The following is an 18175-nucleotide window of genomic DNA, read 5'->3' on the forward strand; positions in this document are numbered from 1 at the left end:
ATTATTAGATGGCTAAATAAATATTAGTTAAGTCCTAGTCGTTCAAAAATCATATCAACATGCTGTAAGTGGTAGTTGTAATCAAAACAATCATCCAACTCTTCTTTTGTTAAATAAGATGTGATTTTTTCACTTGCATCGACTAATGTACGGAACTGAACTTGCTCGTCCCAAGCCTGCATTGCTAAAGGTTGTACTGTATCATAAGCTTCTTCACGTACTAGTCCTTTATCAATCAATGCTAGTAAGATGCGTTGAGAATAAATAAGACCAAATGTACGATCCATATTACGTTTCATGTTCTCAGGGAATACTGTTAAGTTTTTCACAATATTACCGAAGCGATTTAGCATATAGTTAAGAGTAATTGTTGCATCCGGTAAAATAACACGCTCTGCAGATGAATGTGAAATATCACGCTCATGCCATAAAGCTACATTTTCATAAGCAGTCACCATATAACCTCGCATTAAACGAGACATACCAACCATGTTTTCAGAACCGATTGGATTACGCTTATGTGGCATTGCAGATGATCCTTTTTGTCCTTTTGCAAAAGCTTCCTCCACTTCACGTGTTTCAGATTTCTGTAGTCCACGAATTTCTGTTGCGAATTTTTCAATTGAAGTAGCGATTAAAGCTAATGCACCTAAATACTGAGCATGGCGATCACGCTGTAAAGTTTGTGTGGAGATCGGTGATGCTGCAAGTCCTAATTTATCGCAAACATATTGCTCAACACGAGGATCGATATTGGCGTATGTTCCAACAGCTCCAGACATTTTTCCTGTTTCAATTACTTTGGCAGCTGCTTCAAAACGTTCAAGGTTACGCTTCATTTCCTCATACCATAAACCAAGTTTCAAACCGAAAGTTGTTGGTTCAGCATGAACACCATGTGTGCGTCCCATCATAACTGTATGTTTATGTTCTTTTGCCTTAGTAGCAATAATATCAATGAAATTTACTATATCTTTTCGTAAAATATCATTTGCTTGTTTGATTAAATAAGAAAGTGCTGTATCTACTACGTCCGTAGAAGTTAAACCATAATGTACCCATTTGCGCTCTTCTCCAAGTGTTTCAGAAACAGCACGAGTAAAGGCTACAACGTCATGACGAGTTTCTTGTTCAATTTCTAATATACGATTCACATCAAATGAAGCATTTTCGCGAATTTTAGCAACATCCTCTTTAGGGATATCTCCTAACTCTGCCCATGCTTCACAAGCTAAAATTTCAACCTCTAGCCAAGCTTGGTATTTATTTTGTTCTGTCCAAATTGCGCCCATTTCGGGTCTTGTGTAACGTTCAATCATCGCGTATCTCCTTCTATTCTGACCAAATGCCAGAACTCTCGATTTGTTGTAGTGTAGCTTCTAAGTCTTTTGTCATAATCGTCACATGGCCCATTTTACGGTTGACCTTAGCTTCAGCTTTCCCATAAAGATGTATGGACCATTCAGGATATTTAGCAATTGAGTTACTGAGTGGCACGACATGCTGCCCTAATACATTGACCATAATGGATGGTGCCCATAGTTGTGGCTTACGTAACGGCCATCCACAAACAGCACGAATATGCTGATGGAATTGTGAAACATTACATGCTTCAATTGAATAGTGACCAGAATTATGAGGTCTTGGTGCTAATTCATTGATAACAATACTACCATCTTCTAATACAAACATTTCTACCGCTAGCGTTCCTACTAAATGTAAATAATCTGCAATTTTCAAAGCTTCTCGTTCTGCAGCTTGAGCTGTGCTTTCAGTTATGCGAGCAGGTACTATTGTCTCGTGAAGAATATGATGAACATGAATGTTCTCTCCAACTGGCTGACAATATGATTCACCATGACCATTTCTTTGAACAATGACCGATACTTCCTTTACGAAAGGAACAAATCCTTCTGCAATACATTGCGAATGCGTGAATAATTCTTTCGCTAAAGGCAAATCTTCAGTTGATTTTAAAAGCTGCTGTCCCTTGCCATCATAACCACCTCTTGCTGTTTTGACTATACAAGGATAACCAATCGAATCAATATTGGCTACTAATTCTTCATAAGTTTTTGCAACAATATATGGTGCTACTGGGCAACCAGCTTTCACAATAGCTTCTTTCTCTGTTATACGGTTTTGTGTAATACGTACCAACTCTGCTCCTTGAGGAACATAAGCCATTTGTGATAAACGCTTTAAGCCTTCATAATCAATATTTTCAAATTCATATGTGATAATATCACTTACTTCTGCAAGTTCTTCTAAAGCAGCTTCATCATCATATGGAGCTACAATGCGAATATCTGCAACCTGCCCACAAGGTGAGTCCATTGCTGGTTCAAGAACAGCCACTTTAAAACCTGACTCCTTTGCAGCAAGTGCCATCATTCGACCAAGTTGCCCTCCGCCTATAATGCCTATCGTTTGTCCAGGATAAATAATCTTCGTCACACTAAGTCACCTGTACTTTCTAATACTTGCTGCTTTGTTGCTTCACGTCTAGCATCTAATTTATTAGCAAGCTCCGCATCTGTTGTTGACAAAATTTGAGCTGCAAGTAACCCTGCATTAGTCGCTCCTGCTTTGCCAATCGCTACAGTAGCTACAGGTACGCCACCAGGCATTTGAACGATGGATAATAGTGAATCAAGTCCATTAAGTGCACGGGATTGAACTGGTACACCGATGACAGGTAATGTTGTTTTAGCTGCCACCATTCCTGGTAAATGTGCAGCACCGCCTGCTCCAGCAATAATTACTTGTATTCCTCGCTCGCGAGCTGCCTCTGCATATTCAAACATTAAATCAGGTGTACGATGTGCAGATACAACTTTCTTTTCGTACGGTACTTGTAATTCATCTAAAATATCACATGCATGTTTCATTGTTTCCCAGTCACTTGAACTACCCATAATGACACCGATTTTCGGATTCATAAATTGTCGCTCCTTTTAAACGATAGAAAAATGATCAATTATTTATTGTGCTAGCCTCTATTTTGAATAGCTACTGCAATTCTTATTTACAAAGAAAATCCCCAAATAAACTACTCTCTACCAGTACACGTGAAAGCAGTTTACTTGAGGATTATTCGGACAAGATCGTCTCCATGTACATAGCTGTACAAAGACCTTCTCACCTTACGCCAAAAGTGCTTTCCCGCATAGTCCAGCATTTACGGTGCCGGGTAGAGACACTAGAGCCAATCCTCTAGCATATATGTGGGATCTATTTGTTTTTCCTTCTCACATTTTAACAAGGGATTGTCTTATCGTCAATCCAAAAATGCGAACATTTTTTATTAGGTGAAAAAAAACGTTCGGTTTTTAATCAAAATCATTCGATATCTTGAGCAGGTATACCTTTAAACTGAATTTTTTGGCGCAAATAAGCTGGCTCACCATCTACGATATGAAAAAGTGGCTCTTCTTTTCGTCCTATGACCATAAAGCCATCTTTCCGCATTCTTGCCAAGCAATCCTCGATTGACTCGTTTTCCTGTACCTCATACCAAATTTGCTTTTTTCCCAACTTTTTCTTCCTTTCCATTGTACATATTCATTCACAACCAATTTGTAATTCATTATACCTTTTGTTGCTTACAGAAGTATGTAAGAACTTAAATAAATAGAAAAAACTGCAGAATTCCTCTCCGCAGTTTTGATGAATGCTCATGGAACAAAAAATGCCTTTAAATAGATACAAAAAAATAATAGCAGTAGGAACAAATGAAGGACAACAAGAACCATACGATATCCTTTGATGCCAAATAGGGCGCTGGTGATGCCTAAACCACCTAAAATAAACGGCATAAACATATTTACACGATAGAGAAATGTAAAAAAGTTTCCATACCATTTGGTTGAATCATAGCCAAACATAAAGAATATAAGTAGTAGACTTGAGATCGAAATCGCAGAAAAAATGTTCTGCCTCATTTTGATTCCTCCATTATTAAATCCAGAATGTATCTAGGCGAAAGAAATTTCCTTTAAATCCACTTGAAAATATTAAATATATTATAGCATTTTATGAATAGTTCACAAAATAAAAAAAGTCATGGAATAGATCCATGACTTTTTAATTGCCTAGCGACGTCCTACTCTCACAGGGGGAAGCCCCCAACTACCATCGGCGCTAAAGAGCTTAACTTCCGTGTTCGGTATGGGAACGGGTGTGACCTCTTTGCCATCATCACTAGACTATGGTCGACCTTCCATACACGGCGTACTGCTGTATCTAGAAGCTCTCTTTTTAGAAAGATTTGCTCTTTCAAAACTGGATAAACGGTGCATTGAATGTTTCAAACTTTTTTGGTTAAGTCCTCGATCGATTAGTATTCGTCAGCTCCATGTGTCACCACACTTCCACCTCGAACCTATCTACCTCATCGTCTTTGAGGGATCTTACTTACTTGCGTAATGGGAAATCTCATCTTGAGGGGGGCTTCATGCTTAGATGCTTTCAGCACTTATCCCGTCCACACATAGCTACCCAGCGATGCCTTTGGCAAGACAACTGGTACACCAGCGGTGTGTCCATCCCGGTCCTCTCGTACTAAGGACAGCTCCTCTCAAATTTCCTACGCCCACGACGGATAGGGACCGAACTGTCTCACGACGTTCTGAACCCAGCTCGCGTACCGCTTTAATGGGCGAACAGCCCAACCCTTGGGACCGACTACAGCCCCAGGATGCGATGAGCCGACATCGAGGTGCCAAACCTCCCCGTCGATGTGGACTCTTGGGGGAGATAAGCCTGTTATCCCCGGGGTAGCTTTTATCCGTTGAGCGATGGCCCTTCCATGCGGAACCACCGGATCACTAAGCCCGTCTTTCGACCCTGCTCGACTTGTAGGTCTCGCAGTCAAGCTCCCTTGTGCCTTTACACTCTACGAATGATTTCCAACCATTCTGAGGGAACCTTTGGGCGCCTCCGTTACCTTTTAGGAGGCGACCGCCCCAGTCAAACTGTCCGCCTGACACTGTCTCCTGCCCCGCTAAGGGGCATGGGTTAGAATTTCAATACAACCAGGGTAGTATCCCACCGACGCCTCCTTCGAAGCTGGCGCTCCGAGATCTCTGGCTCCTACCTATCCTGTACAAGTTGTACCAAAATTCAATATCAGGCTACAGTAAAGCTCCACGGGGTCTTTCCGTCCTGTCGCGGGTAACCTGCATCTTCACAGGTACTATAATTTCACCGAGTCTCTCGTTGAGACAGTGCCCAGATCGTTACGCCTTTCGTGCGGGTCGGAACTTACCCGACAAGGAATTTCGCTACCTTAGGACCGTTATAGTTACGGCCGCCGTTTACTGGGGCTTCAATTCGCAGCTTCGCTTGCGCTAACCACTCCTCTTAACCTTCCAGCACCGGGCAGGCGTCAGCCCCTATACGTCACCTTACGGTTTTGCAGAGACCTGTGTTTTTGCTAAACAGTCGCCTGGGCCTATTCACTGCGGCTCTCATGCGCTTGCACGCTCAAGAGCACCCCTTCTCCCGAAGTTACGGGGTCATTTTGCCGAGTTCCTTAACGAGAGTTCTCTCGCACACCTTAGGATTCTCTCCTCGACTACCTGTGTCGGTTTGCGGTACGGGCACCTCTCACCTCGATAGAGGCTTTTCTTGGCAGTGTGAAATCAGGAACTTCGTCCATACGGACTCGCCATCACAGCTCAACGTTACAGTGTGCGGATTTGCCTACACACACGCCTTACTGCTTGGACGCGCACAACCAACGGCGCGCTTACCCTATCCTACTGCGTCCCCCCATTTCTCAAACGGTGAGGAGGTGGTACAGGAATATCAACCTGTTGTCCATCGCCTACGCCTATCGGCCTCGGCTTAGGTCCCGACTAACCCTGAGCGGACGAGCCTTCCTCAGGAAACCTTAGTCATACGGTGGACGGGATTCTCACCCGTCTTTCGCTACTCATACCGGCATTCTCACTTCTAAGCGCTCCACCAGTCCTTCCGATCTGACTTCAACGCACTTAGAACGCTCTCCTACCACTGACATCGTAGATGTCAATCCACAGCTTCGGTGAATCGTTTAGCCCCGATACATTTTCGGCGCAGCGTCACTCGACCAGTGAGCTATTACGCACTCTTTAAATGATGGCTGCTTCTAAGCCAACATCCTGGTTGTCTGTGCAACGCCACATCCTTTTCCACTTAACGATTACTTTGGGACCTTAGCTGGTGGTCTGGGCTGTTTCCCTTTTGACTACGGATCTTATCACTCGCAGTCTGACTCCCGTGTATAAATATCTGGCATTCGGAGTTTGTCTGAATTCGGTAAACCGGGATGGCCCCCTAGTCCAAACAGTGCTCTACCTCCAGTATTCTCATCACGAGGCTAGCCCTAAAGCTATTTCGGAGAGAACCAGCTATCTCCAAGTTCGATTGGAATTTCTCCGCTACCCACACCTCATCCCCGCACTTTTCAACGTGCGTGGGTTCGGGCCTCCAGTAAGTGTTACCTCACCTTCACCCTGGACATGGGTAGATCACCTGGTTTCGGGTCTACGACCACGTACTATTTCGCCCTATTCAGACTCGCTTTCGCTGCGGCTCCGCCTTCTAAAGCTTAACCTTGCACGTAATCGTAACTCGCCGGTTCATTCTACAAAAGGCACGCTATCACCCATTAACGGGCTCTAACTACTTGTAGGCACACGGTTTCAGGATCTCTTTCACTCCCCTTCCGGGGTGCTTTTCACCTTTCCCTCACGGTACTGGTTCACTATCGGTCACTAGGTAGTATTTAGCCTTGGGAGATGGTCCTCCCGGATTCCGACGGAATTTCACGTGTTCCGCCGTACTCAGGATCCACTCAGGAGAGAACGAACTTTCGACTACAGGGCTTTTACCTGCTCTGGCGGACCTTTCCAAGTCGCTTCATCTAACTCGCTCTTTTGTAACTCCGTATAGAGTGTCCTACAACCCCAAGAGGCAAGCCTCTTGGTTTGGGCTCTTCCCGTTTCGCTCGCCGCTACTCAGGGAATCGATTTTTCTTTCTCTTCCTCCAGGTACTTAGATGTTTCAGTTCCCTGGGTCTGCCTTCAAGACGCTATGTATTCACGTCAAGATACTACGCGATTAAACGTAGTGGGTTCCCCCATTCGGAAATCTCCGGATCAAAGCTCACTTACAGCTCCCCGAAGCATATCGGTGTTAGTGCCGTCCTTCTTCGGCTCCTAGTGCCAAGGCATTCGCCGTGCGCCCTTAATAACTTAACCAAGTTATTAAGCCTATAAAAAACTTAAAAAATAAATGTGTTTGTTACAATTTCAATGTCGTTTTATCCAGTTTTCAAAGAACAAGTTTTGAAGTGTTTCATTCAGATAGAATGAACCTTCAAAACTGAACGCAAAACGTAATCTTACAAACCCAAGGTTTGTATTCCGAAATAATCCTTAGAAAGGAGGTGATCCAGCCGCACCTTCCGATACGGCTACCTTGTTACGACTTCACCCCAATCATCTATCCCACCTTCGGCGGCTGGCTCCAAAAGGTTACCTCACCGACTTCGGGTGTTACAAACTCTCGTGGTGTGACGGGCGGTGTGTACAAGGCCCGGGAACGTATTCACCGCGGCATGCTGATCCGCGATTACTAGCGATTCCGGCTTCATGTAGGCGAGTTGCAGCCTACAATCCGAACTGAGAACGACTTTATCGGATTAGCTCCCTCTCGCGAGTTGGCAACCGTTTGTATCGTCCATTGTAGCACGTGTGTAGCCCAGGTCATAAGGGGCATGATGATTTGACGTCATCCCCACCTTCCTCCGGTTTGTCACCGGCAGTCACCTTAGAGTGCCCAACTAAATGATGGCAACTAAGATCAAGGGTTGCGCTCGTTGCGGGACTTAACCCAACATCTCACGACACGAGCTGACGACAACCATGCACCACCTGTCACCGTTGCCCCCGAAGGGGAAACTATATCTCTACAGTGGTCAACGGGATGTCAAGACCTGGTAAGGTTCTTCGCGTTGCTTCGAATTAAACCACATGCTCCACCGCTTGTGCGGGCCCCCGTCAATTCCTTTGAGTTTCAGTCTTGCGACCGTACTCCCCAGGCGGAGTGCTTAATGCGTTAGCTGCAGCACTAAGGGGCGGAAACCCCCTAACACTTAGCACTCATCGTTTACGGCGTGGACTACCAGGGTATCTAATCCTGTTTGCTCCCCACGCTTTCGCGCCTCAGCGTCAGTTACAGACCAGAAAGTCGCCTTCGCCACTGGTGTTCCTCCAAATCTCTACGCATTTCACCGCTACACTTGGAATTCCACTTTCCTCTTCTGCACTCAAGTCCCCCAGTTTCCAATGACCCTCCACGGTTGAGCCGTGGGCTTTCACATCAGACTTAAAGGACCGCCTGCGCGCGCTTTACGCCCAATAATTCCGGACAACGCTTGCCACCTACGTATTACCGCGGCTGCTGGCACGTAGTTAGCCGTGGCTTTCTAATAAGGTACCGTCAAGGTACAGCCAGTTACTACTGTACTTGTTCTTCCCTTACAACAGAGTTTTACGATCCGAAAACCTTCTTCACTCACGCGGCGTTGCTCCATCAGGCTTTCGCCCATTGTGGAAGATTCCCTACTGCTGCCTCCCGTAGGAGTCTGGGCCGTGTCTCAGTCCCAGTGTGGCCGATCACCCTCTCAGGTCGGCTACGCATCGTCGCCTTGGTGAGCCGTTACCTCACCAACTAGCTAATGCGCCGCGGGCCCATCCTATAGCGACAGCCGAAACCGTCTTTCAGTCTTTCACCATGAAGCAAAAGAGATTATTCGGTATTAGCCCCGGTTTCCCGGAGTTATCCCAAACTATAGGGTAGGTTGCCCACGTGTTACTCACCCGTCCGCCGCTAACGTCAAAGGAGCAAGCTCCTTTTCTGTTCGCTCGACTTGCATGTATTAGGCACGCCGCCAGCGTTCGTCCTGAGCCAGGATCAAACTCTCCATAAAAGAAATTTGATTAGCTCAAATTGTTTTGCTGGCATCATGTTTGATGTCCAAAATTGTGTTTCGTTCACTAGCAAAACTAGCTACTTAAAACTTTATTGATTACGTTTTGCTTGTTCAGTTTTCAAGGTTCATTTACTAGTTACACTAAGTAACTTTTTATAATTTAACATAATGTTAACTCGTTGTCAACTGTTTATGTTAATATTTTTTAAGTTGTTCGTTTATTTCGTAACAACGTGTTTAAATATATCATCATAAATTTAAGTTTGCAAGTGTTTCATTAAAGTAAAACTATTCTCATTATTTAAAACCGAGTTCCTTCTATATAAATGTAAAAATAATACCTTCTTTAATTTTGGATCAACTCAATAAAAAACACCTTTAATTGTTAGCAACTTACTAACAATTAAAGGTGTCTGTTTAACTAACGTACCCAAATGAAGTATGCAAGGAAAACAAAGAATAGACCATACATCATTGGGTGAATTTCTTTTTTACGACCTGCTAATAACATTGTAATTGGGTAGAATACAAAGCCGATTGCAATACCAGTAGCAATTGAATAACCAAGTGGCATCATTAATACTGTAAAGAATGCAGGTACTGCTATTTCGAATTTGTCCCAATCAATTAAGCGTAAGGACGATACCATTAGTACCCCTACGATTACTAAAGCTGGAGCAGTAACTGCTGGTGTTACCACTGCTAGTAATGGTGAGAAGAATAATGCAACTAAGAACAGTACTGCTGTTACGACTGCTGAAAATCCTGAACGAGCGCCTGCAGCAACTCCAGAAGTTGACTCTACGTACGCTGTTGTTGTTGACGTACCAAATAAAGAACCGATAGTTGTTGCTAGTGCATCTGCCATTAAGGCACGTCCTACACGCGGTAATTTATTATCTTTTACTAAACCTGCTTGTGTCGCTACAGCCATTAAAGTACCAGCTGTATCAAAGAAATCAACAAACAAGAATGTTAACACTACTACTAAAAACTTCACGTTAAATAATGTACCGAAGTCACCAAGTGGTTCTAGTGCTACCATGAATGTAGAATCTACACTTGGAATAGCTGATACAACGGCTGTCGGAGGATCAATGATACCTGTGATCATCCCAATAACTGCAGTAATCACCATCCCTAAGAAAATACCGATACTGCGCAATTTAATAATAAGAATAACTGAAAGAATAATTCCGAATACCGCTAATAATGTAGCGCCTGTGAAACTTCCTAAAGTGACTAAAGTAGCTGGGCTATCGACAATGATCCCTGCTCCTTGTAAACCAACAAAAGTTATAAATAAACCAATACCTGCAGAAACTGCATATTTAAGTTGTACTGGTATAGCATTAATAACAGTTTCGCGGATACCAGTTAAAGATAAAATAATAAAGATAATCCCTGAGAAGAACACGCCTGTTAAACCAGTTTGCCACGGAATACCGTATGCTCCGACTACAGTAAATGCAAAGAATGCATTTAACCCCATCCCAGGAGCAAGTGAAATCGGAAACTTAGCGAAAATCCCCATAATCAAAGAACCGACTGCTGCTGCTAATGCTGTTGCTACGAAAACAGCACCTTTATCCATCCCTGCATTTTCTAGAATACCTGGGTTAACAGCTAGAATATATGCCATTGCAAGGAAGGTTGTAATACCGCCTATTATTTCGCGGCGATAATTAGTTCCTAATTCATCGAACATGAAATATTTTTTCATTATCAAAAAATCCTCCGTGTGGTCGTCTTCAATATCGAAAACAAAAAAGACACGCTGACTACTCTACTAGTCGCATGTCTACGATATATTTCATCACAATTAGTGTGTGAAACAAATTAGTGTTTATACATTTATGTATAAACCTAAATCGTAGTCAAGTTATTTACGGTAACTTGGTAGAAACTCACGGGCCTTATCCCCGACATTATACGACGACGTATTTAATTTACATTCGTAATATATCATTTCGTTTTTTAGATTTCAACCCTATTTCCGAACATTTTTCTAAAAAGAAATACGAAAGTTCGTGTAAAATTCTTATTTAATGTTCAGGTTCTATTAAATGTATTACTAAAGAGGCTTTGTACTGAACATTTCAGCAATTAGTTTAAAGAAAAAATCCCCTAGAAATTCTAGAGGATCCTTCTTTTGAACTTATGTTTTAACTCATCACTTTTCTTTGCAAGACTTGAATTCTTTTTTCTAATTTTTCTTTCCAATCTTTTGCTAATGCATCTACTGCTTGTATTTGTTTCATAGCGATTGCATCATTGTTTTTGAAGTACACTTTATTGCAATACAAAACAGAGATACGTGCAGGATGCTTTTCTACAAGCTCAATTGTTGAATCTGCACAGATTGTCCCTTCTTCAAGTACACGCGCAAGGAAACCTGTATAGCCTGTTTCGATTAAACGTTTGAGTAATGTGTTTGCCTCGGTATATCTATCAATCGTACTACATGGAATACGTCCCTGTGTAATTTGAATGACAGCATCTCCAATTTTATAAATATCACCAATACAAACATCTGATTCTAACATATTTGTTACGGTTAAATTTTCGCCAAATGCAGCAACGGGTAACGTTTTTCCAAGTTCCTGTTCCCATTGTATGTAATGCTCCGCAGGATATAAACAAACTGCTCGATCAGGGCCACCGTGATGTTTTTTATCTGCCACATCATCCCCTTCAAAGCCTTGAGAGGACAAATAAACTTCTTGCACTCGTTGCTTTTCAATCCCTGTAATCATTGAACGTCCTTTACTATCAACTAATTCTTTTGGCATCCCAACCGTTAATGTATGAATCATTGGTTTATTTTTCTCCATTTAAATCCCCCCTAATCTGAATAGTATAATTTCTTGTGCATTCATTTAGTTTACTACATACAACACTTTACCAGCAATTTTTGCAGTTGAGATACTTCATTAAGCCATTAATTCAGAAGGAAATAAATCAAAAAAAGCCCTAAAAACCTCTCAGGGCTTTTAGGGCTTTTGCTATTATTCCCACTCAATCGTTGCTGGTGGCTTAGATGTAATATCATACAGCACGCGGTTCACGTGTTTTACTTCGTTTACAAGGCGGACGGAGATTTTCTCTAGTACATCCCAAGGAATACGTGCCCAGTCAGAAGTCATACCGTCGATAGATGTAACGGCACGGATACCGATTGCATAGTCATACGTACGAGCATCGCCCATTACACCTACTGAACGGATATCAGGTAATACCGTAAAATATTGCCAAATGTCACGATCAAGGCCAGCTTTTGCGATTTCTTCACGTAGAATGAAATCAGATTCGCGAACGATTTCTAATTTTTCTTCTGTTACTTCACCAAGCACACGGATACCTAATCCAGGACCTGGGAACGGTTGACGCCAAACGATTTTTTCGTCTAGTCCAAGCTCTAAGCCTAGCGCACGTACTTCATCTTTAAATAAAGTTTTCAGTGGCTCAATTAGTTGGAATTGCATATCTTCAGGAAGACCACCAACATTATGGTGTGATTTGATTGTTTGTGCAGTTGAAGTACCAGATTCAATAATATCTGTGTAAAGAGTTCCTTGTGCTAAGAAATCCATACCTTCAAGCTTAGATGCCTCTTCATCAAACACATAAATGAATTCATTACCGATAATTTTACGTTTTTTCTCTGGATCAGAAACCCCAGCAAGTTTGTCCATGAATCGTTTACGTGCATCAATTTTAATAAGATTCATGTCAAAGTCTTCTGTGAATGTTTTCATTACTTGTTCAACTTCGCCTTTACGGTTTAAGTTGTGGTCTACGAACATACAAGTTAATTGATCGCCTATTGCTTTATGGATTAACACCGCTACCACTGATGAGTCTACACCACCAGAAAGTGCACATAATACTTTTTTATCGCCAACGATTTCACGAATTTTTGCAATTTCAAGCTCAATGAAGTTTGCCATTGACCAATCGCCTTTCGCTTCACAGATGTCGAATACGAATTGACGTAATAGATCATTACCATATACAGAGTGACGTACTTCTGGATGGAATTGTACAGCATATAGTTTACGTTCAACGTTTGCCATTGCAGCAATCGGACAAGATGCACTAGTTGCGATGACTTCAAATCCAGCTGGAACTTCTGTTACATGGTCACCATGGCTCATCCAAACGATTTGTTCTGTAGGTAATTCACCAAATAATTTGTTTGGTGTTGTTACTTGAATTTCGGCTTTACCATACTCGCGTGTTTCAGCACCTTCAACTTTACCGCCGTTTGTATGGGCCATTAATTGCATACCATAGCAAATACCTAAAATCGGTAAACCTAATTCGAAGATAGCTGGATCCACATGAAAGGCATTTTCATCATAAACAGAGTTTGGACCACCTGAGAAAATAATACCTGTTGCGTTCATATCTTTAATTTCTTCTGCAGTTACCGTATGTGGATGTAATTCACTGAAAACACCAAATTCACGAATACGACGTGTAATTAATTGGTTAAATTGGCTACCGAAGTCTAGTACAACGATTTTTTCTTGCTCTTTTAATAAAGGGCTAGCTGTCAAAATTTCCACCTCTTCTATTATTTTTAAAGGATTTTTCATGTGTTCAAAGAAAAACGCGAAGAAAGTAAAAAAACTTTCTACGCGTTCATAAGCTCTAGAATATTGATAAAGGCGAATGCGTAGCAAAGTAAAGTGATTTACTATACTTTTCACCTAACGAAAACATCCGCCTTCATAGAGAAATCATTTAAGGTGATTTCGTAGAAACATCCGAACCCTATTATCGAACTTATATGAAAGCAATCCTTGCATTTAATTTTTTTCATTTTACTCTTTGTCTACGTTAAAATCAACTGATAGTGCGATTGATTAAATATTCCCAACTTTCTTTCAGCTTCACAAAATCAACATCTTCTTTGTCTTTCCCATAAATATGTTGCTCGTAGACTACCGTCAGCTTTTGCATTTCATCTGTTTCTAATGCTGAATCTACACGCTCTGCGAATGCACTTAACGTTTCTCCATCTTTTCTGCGCAAACCAATACGAGATAATTGCTTCACTAAAACATGGTAGGAAGAATCGAAATTTGACCAATCCGCTACTTTTTTACGGTATGCTCGAACATGCATCTTAGGAATCCACGTTTTACGTTGTAAGAATAAAGAAATACCTGTGATTATTAATAATACAACAATTATCACCCAAACATAGGCAAACTTTTTCATCCATAACCACATTGCATCAAAGCTAAATGTTGATTTTGTCTGTTCCTTCTCGGTTACCTGTTCTTGCGGTTGTGGCTGCTCGGGTTTTCGTTCTGGCTGCGCCACTTCCTCCTCATCAGACGCATCTAACGGAATATCATAATCGATGTTAACATTCCCAGAAAAGCCGATTGTAGGCTCAAACTCCATCCATCCCGTTCCAGGTATAAAAGCTTCTACCCATGAGTGTGCATTGTCATTCGTGATGCGATATTCGCGTAATCCATCTGACACAGGTCCTGCAGTCCCAGGTGCAAAGCCTTTCACCCATCTAGCTGGGATTCCTACTGAGCGTAAAAGTACCACCATTGAAGTGGAGAAATTATCACAATACCCAACTTTTGTATCGAACAAAAATTGATCGACATAATCCTGATTTTCACCAGGAATGGCAGCTTGCGTTTTATCGTACTTAAAACCATTTGTTCTAAAATAACTTTCTACAGCCTTAATTTGTTCATAAACCGTATCTTTCTTTTGCGTTATTTCAGACGCTAAGTCCCTTACACGCTGAGGAAGTTGGTTAGGTAACTGCAAAAATCGATCAAAGGAAGAATCCATTGTTTCAAGTGTTGCTGGATATGATAATTGGAGCTGCTCCATACTATAAACAGGCTCACTATAAGACAATGAATAGTTTGATAATGATTTCGATTCCCCTACCTGTTGTTCTATATTCATTCTTTCAGTCTGCTCATCTTGAATAAATAAAGTGGAATCTTGAGCCGAAACAGAAAGCATACCATATGTTTGAATTAAAAATGGCATTGGAACAGCAATATCTAATTGAATCTGACGTTCACTTTCGGGAGGCCCTACTTGTAAAGAAGTCAGAATAGGTGTATTTGACTCATAAACATTTTTCCCAAAGTTCCCCTCTGAAACAATCCAACCTTTTGACGTATACGTATCTTTTGTTTCAATACGCCAATAATGACGGTCACGGGAAGAGGCAGTGAATATTAAAGTATTATCTCCTTGGAACGGACCACCTAACTGACTATCATCCTGGCTATAACCAACTGATTTTTGACCATTTCCATTTCCGTCTTGTCCAGTAACCCCTTGGATAAACGGCACCGGATCTGCCCATGTTGGCCCAGTCTTTGGTAAAAAGTATGCTACAGAACTAACGAGTAATACAGATACTAGCATGGGAATAACAATTTTCCATTTTTCCATTACCGTACTTGTAGTTTCTACTTGAAGCCATAGGCGCTTGACAAAAAGCACACCTGTCATGATTAATCCTAAAACAACAACTTTTACAATTGCCGCTTTACCATCATAGTCACTAAATGTATCCAAAGTAGCAATAAAGAATACGGTCATGGCAAAGAAGTAGAATATATTTTTTCGCACCGAAACCCAATGGTGAATTAAATAGACCAGCATCCAAATCAATACAAGAAATAACACTGTTCTGAAAACATCTGAAACCTGTCCAAAGTCACCTGTTAAAATCGTGGCCATGTTCCCTCTCCATTCGGCCAATAAAAAAGGCAATGTATCACCAGATAATACAGGACTAGGGCTATAGATAAAAACGACAAACCAGGTAATATAACCAAACTTCACTAATCCTGATAGTAAAGGATGTACGCGGAAAAGACTTAGCGCTAAAGACATACCGATAAACACTAAGAAAAAATGCATCCCACCTGTATTCGTTAATTGCATAATGGGAATAAGCCATTCACGCAAAATGAAAAATACAATAACATAAGCTATGGCTAATTCTAAAAATTCTCCTAATGATTGCTTCACGGTCTTATCACCTCCGTGAATAAATGATAGAAATCTGCTGGATTTACATAAATAACTTGTATATGTTTATACCGCATCGCAAGCTCAGATTGCACTGGTGGCTGCTTTGCCACTACAAAACAAATACAGCTTTTCACTATATTCGCAAGAGTATGTAGGAATTCATCTGAAACATCACTTGTCACATAAAGCAGTGTTGCAACTTGCTTAAAGGCTTGTTGGTCATGAAATCGAAACTTGACATTCTCTGTAGGCTTTATCGCAGCTAAATGATACATGACTTGATCTAAATGCTTGTCACCCTGTATAGCAGGGAATACTTTCGTCATTGCTCCAGCAGAAATAAATGATAAATCTCCTCGTTCCTGAACGATCATTTGTAGCATTGAAGCTACTAACTCCACTTTTTCTTCAAACATCGAGGATTTTGTAGCGTCTAGCACTAACATTAGTTCAGATGATTGTCGATCCTCAAATTCCTTAGACTGTAACTTTTGAGTACGTGCAAATGATTTCCAATGAATCCATGAAAAACGATCTCCTGGAACGTACTCTCTTAATCCAACAGCCATCGATGTGTCCTTCACAATAGAGTATGGTGACATCATCGGGCCAACATCATATTTTGTTTGAAGCGCAGCATATTTCATCTCTTGTACTCTTGGGTAGACTAAAATAGTTTGGTCCTTTTCTGCTACGACAACCTTTTTAGCCCAGCCAAAAAAATCATAGAAAACAATTGTAACACCTAGGTAGCGATGTTCACCACGTGGCATATTTTCCAATTCATATTGCCAGCTAAAGGTCTTTTTAAATCCAACGAACTTAATGGCATTCGCATTTTGTATTTTAGCTTGCACTAATCCCTCACTATCCACAAGTTCCTCCATTACGATATAGGCAAATGGAAAACGTGTTTTACGTTCTATCGTAATAAGCACCTTCGCTGATTGACCTCGTTCTATATGAATCGGGTCAATCTTGCGTTCGATTAGTAAAATATCTTCTCTAACGACAAAGAAAATGAATGCATATACTAAAAATGGGCTAACCGTAAAAAATACAAACCAGCTCACAAACCCACCTTGGAACATTGCATAACAAAATGTTACGATCATCAAGAAAGCGATTAATAGGAAATGTTTACTTTTTTCTACAAAAGCTTTCCATTGCCTCATTGTTCTGCAAACCTCTTTGTCGGAACTGGTGTTTTAGCAATGATCCGCTGGATAATTTCGTCTGCTGTCACGTTATCATAGCGTGCATCTGGTTTTAAAACTAAACGATGGTTAAAAACAAATGGCACTAAATATTGAACATCATCAGGGGTAACATAGCTTCGTCCTTTTAAAAATGCGTAAGCTTGAGAAGCTTTCATTAGCGCTATTGTGGCACGTGGACTCACACCTAAATAGACATAATTATTTTCTCTTGTTAGGGTAGCAAGCTCCACCATATAATTTTTAACAGAATCTTCTACATACACACCTTGAACAAGTTCCTGTAATTCGATTAATTGCGCTACCGATAATACTGCTTCGATTTTTTCAATGGCTTTACCATTCTCAGCTCTTCGTAAAATTTCAACCTCTTGCCCCCTAGATGGATAGCCCATTTTTATCTTTAAGAGAAATCGATCTAGTTGTGCTTCAGGTAAAGGATAGGTACCTTCATGTTCAATCGGATTTTGTGTAGCCATCACAAAAAATGGCTGATTGATCATCATCGTTTTCCCATCAATTGTAACAGAACCCTCTTCCATCCCCTCTAACAACGCTGATTGAGTTTTCGGAGACGTTCGGTTAATTTCGTCGGCTAATACAACATCCCCCATGATTGGTCCTGGACGAAATTCAAACTCCATTGTCTTGGGATTATAAATAGAAATACCGACTACATCTGATGGCAATAGATCTGGCGTAAATTGAATACGCTTAAATTGTGCATCAAACGATTTTGCAAGTGCTCGCACCATCATTGTCTTTCCTACTCCAGGTACATCCTCCAATAAAACGTGTCCCCTTGCTAATAATGCGACAATACTGAGCTCAGCAATTTCTCTTTTACCAATCATTACTTTTTCTATATTTTCTAAAACATTCTGTATTTGAGCATTCATTAATCGAAAAGCCTCCCATTCCATCAAGCAATTGTGTG

The 18175-nt window shown here is 41.3% G+C and carries 11 protein-coding genes, 3 rRNA genes and 3 riboswitches; all 14 genes read right to left on the reverse strand.

What is annotated here, in order from left to right; translation table 11 throughout:
* Positions 1–23: 23 nt before the first annotated feature.
* On the reverse strand, positions 24–1319 hold the full coding sequence (purB, locus tag MKY76_RS20565; protein WP_004225746.1) for an adenylosuccinate lyase: 1296 nt from the start codon (positions 1317–1319) through the stop codon (positions 24–26).
* Positions 1320–1332: 13 nt separating this feature from the next.
* Positions 1333–2457, reverse strand: a complete 1125-nt coding sequence (gene purK, locus MKY76_RS20570) for a 5-(carboxyamino)imidazole ribonucleotide synthase (RefSeq protein WP_004225748.1) — start codon at positions 2455–2457, stop codon at positions 1333–1335.
* The gene (gene purE, locus MKY76_RS20575; protein WP_004225751.1) at positions 2454–2942 is read right to left on the reverse strand and encodes a 5-(carboxyamino)imidazole ribonucleotide mutase; all 489 of its coding nucleotides are present in this window, start codon (positions 2940–2942) and stop codon (positions 2454–2456) included. The genes purK and purE overlap by 4 nt, the downstream gene beginning before the upstream one ends.
* A gap of 208 nt (positions 2943–3150) precedes the next feature.
* Positions 3151–3249: riboswitch (purine riboswitch) on the reverse strand.
* Between the two features lie 93 nt (positions 3250–3342).
* Positions 3343–3537: an NETI motif-containing protein gene (locus MKY76_RS20580; RefSeq protein ID WP_036076850.1), complete on the reverse strand. Its 195-nt coding sequence runs from the start codon at positions 3535–3537 to the stop codon at positions 3343–3345.
* Positions 3538–3677: 140 nt separating this feature from the next.
* Positions 3678–3944 carry a hypothetical protein gene (locus MKY76_RS20585; RefSeq protein WP_066038204.1) on the reverse strand — a complete coding sequence of 89 codons (267 nt, stop codon included), beginning with the start codon at positions 3942–3944 and terminating at the stop codon, positions 3678–3680.
* 148 nt (positions 3945–4092) lie between these two features.
* A 5S ribosomal RNA gene (gene rrf / locus MKY76_RS20590) occupies positions 4093–4208 on the reverse strand.
* A gap of 111 nt (positions 4209–4319) precedes the next feature.
* Positions 4320–7247, reverse strand: a 23S ribosomal RNA gene (locus tag MKY76_RS20595).
* 181 nt (positions 7248–7428) lie between these two features.
* Positions 7429–8980 (reverse strand): 16S ribosomal RNA (locus MKY76_RS20600).
* The 16S, 23S and 5S rRNA genes sit together here, the layout of an rRNA operon.
* Before the next feature lie 424 nt (positions 8981–9404).
* Positions 9405–10706 (reverse strand): NCS2 family permease, encoded by a 1302-nt coding sequence (locus MKY76_RS20605; protein ID WP_342557097.1) that lies wholly within the window; start codon positions 10704–10706, stop codon positions 9405–9407.
* A 131-nt stretch (positions 10707–10837) separates the two neighbouring features.
* Positions 10838–10939, reverse strand: a riboswitch (purine riboswitch).
* A 209-nt stretch (positions 10940–11148) separates the two neighbouring features.
* Entirely contained in the window at positions 11149–11817 is a 669-nt protein-coding gene (locus MKY76_RS20610; protein ID WP_315062728.1) for an MOSC domain-containing protein, read from the reverse strand.
* 174 nt (positions 11818–11991) lie between these two features.
* Positions 11992–13545 carry a glutamine-hydrolyzing GMP synthase gene (guaA, locus tag MKY76_RS20615; RefSeq protein ID WP_036076059.1) on the reverse strand — a complete coding sequence of 518 codons (1554 nt, stop codon included), beginning with the start codon at positions 13543–13545 and terminating at the stop codon, positions 11992–11994.
* Between the two features lie 155 nt (positions 13546–13700).
* A riboswitch (purine riboswitch) is annotated at positions 13701–13802 on the reverse strand.
* A gap of 32 nt (positions 13803–13834) precedes the next feature.
* On the reverse strand, positions 13835–16018 hold the full coding sequence (locus tag MKY76_RS20620; RefSeq protein WP_342557098.1) for a transglutaminase domain-containing protein: 2184 nt from the start codon (positions 16016–16018) through the stop codon (positions 13835–13837).
* Positions 16015–17196 carry a DUF58 domain-containing protein gene (locus MKY76_RS20625; protein WP_342557099.1) on the reverse strand — a complete coding sequence of 394 codons (1182 nt, stop codon included), beginning with the start codon at positions 17194–17196 and terminating at the stop codon, positions 16015–16017. Before MKY76_RS20625 ends, MKY76_RS20620 begins: the two co-directional genes overlap by 4 nt.
* A complete protein-coding gene (locus MKY76_RS20630; RefSeq protein WP_342557100.1) occupies positions 17193–18137 on the reverse strand; it encodes a MoxR family ATPase in 945 nt (314 codons plus the stop codon). Before MKY76_RS20630 ends, MKY76_RS20625 begins: the two co-directional genes overlap by 4 nt.
* Positions 18138–18175: the final 38 nt, after the last annotated feature.

The sequence above is a fragment of the Lysinibacillus sp. FSL P4-0201 genome (assembly GCF_038593425.1).
GTDB lineage: Bacteria > Bacillota > Bacilli > Bacillales_A > Planococcaceae > Lysinibacillus > Lysinibacillus capsici.

Excerpts from the sequence above, each read along its gene's own strand:
- purB (WP_004225746.1), bottom strand. The coding sequence starts at position 1,319 with ATGATTGAACGTTACACAAGACCCGAAATGGGCGCAATTTGGACAGAA.
- purE (WP_004225751.1), bottom strand. The coding sequence starts at position 2,942 with ATGAATCCGAAAATCGGTGTCATTATGGGTAGTTCAAGTGACTGGGAA.
- MKY76_RS20585 (WP_066038204.1), bottom strand. The coding sequence starts at position 3,944 with ATGAGGCAGAACATTTTTTCTGCGATTTCGATCTCAAGTCTACTACTT.
- MKY76_RS20605 (WP_342557097.1), bottom strand. The coding sequence starts at position 10,706 with ATGAAAAAATATTTCATGTTCGATGAATTAGGAACTAATTATCGCCGC.
- MKY76_RS20610 (WP_315062728.1), bottom strand. The coding sequence starts at position 11,817 with ATGGAGAAAAATAAACCAATGATTCATACATTAACGGTTGGGATGCCA.
- MKY76_RS20625 (WP_342557099.1), bottom strand. The coding sequence starts at position 17,196 with ATGAGGCAATGGAAAGCTTTTGTAGAAAAAAGTAAACATTTCCTATTA.
- MKY76_RS20630 (WP_342557100.1), bottom strand. The coding sequence starts at position 18,137 with ATGAATGCTCAAATACAGAATGTTTTAGAAAATATAGAAAAAGTAATG.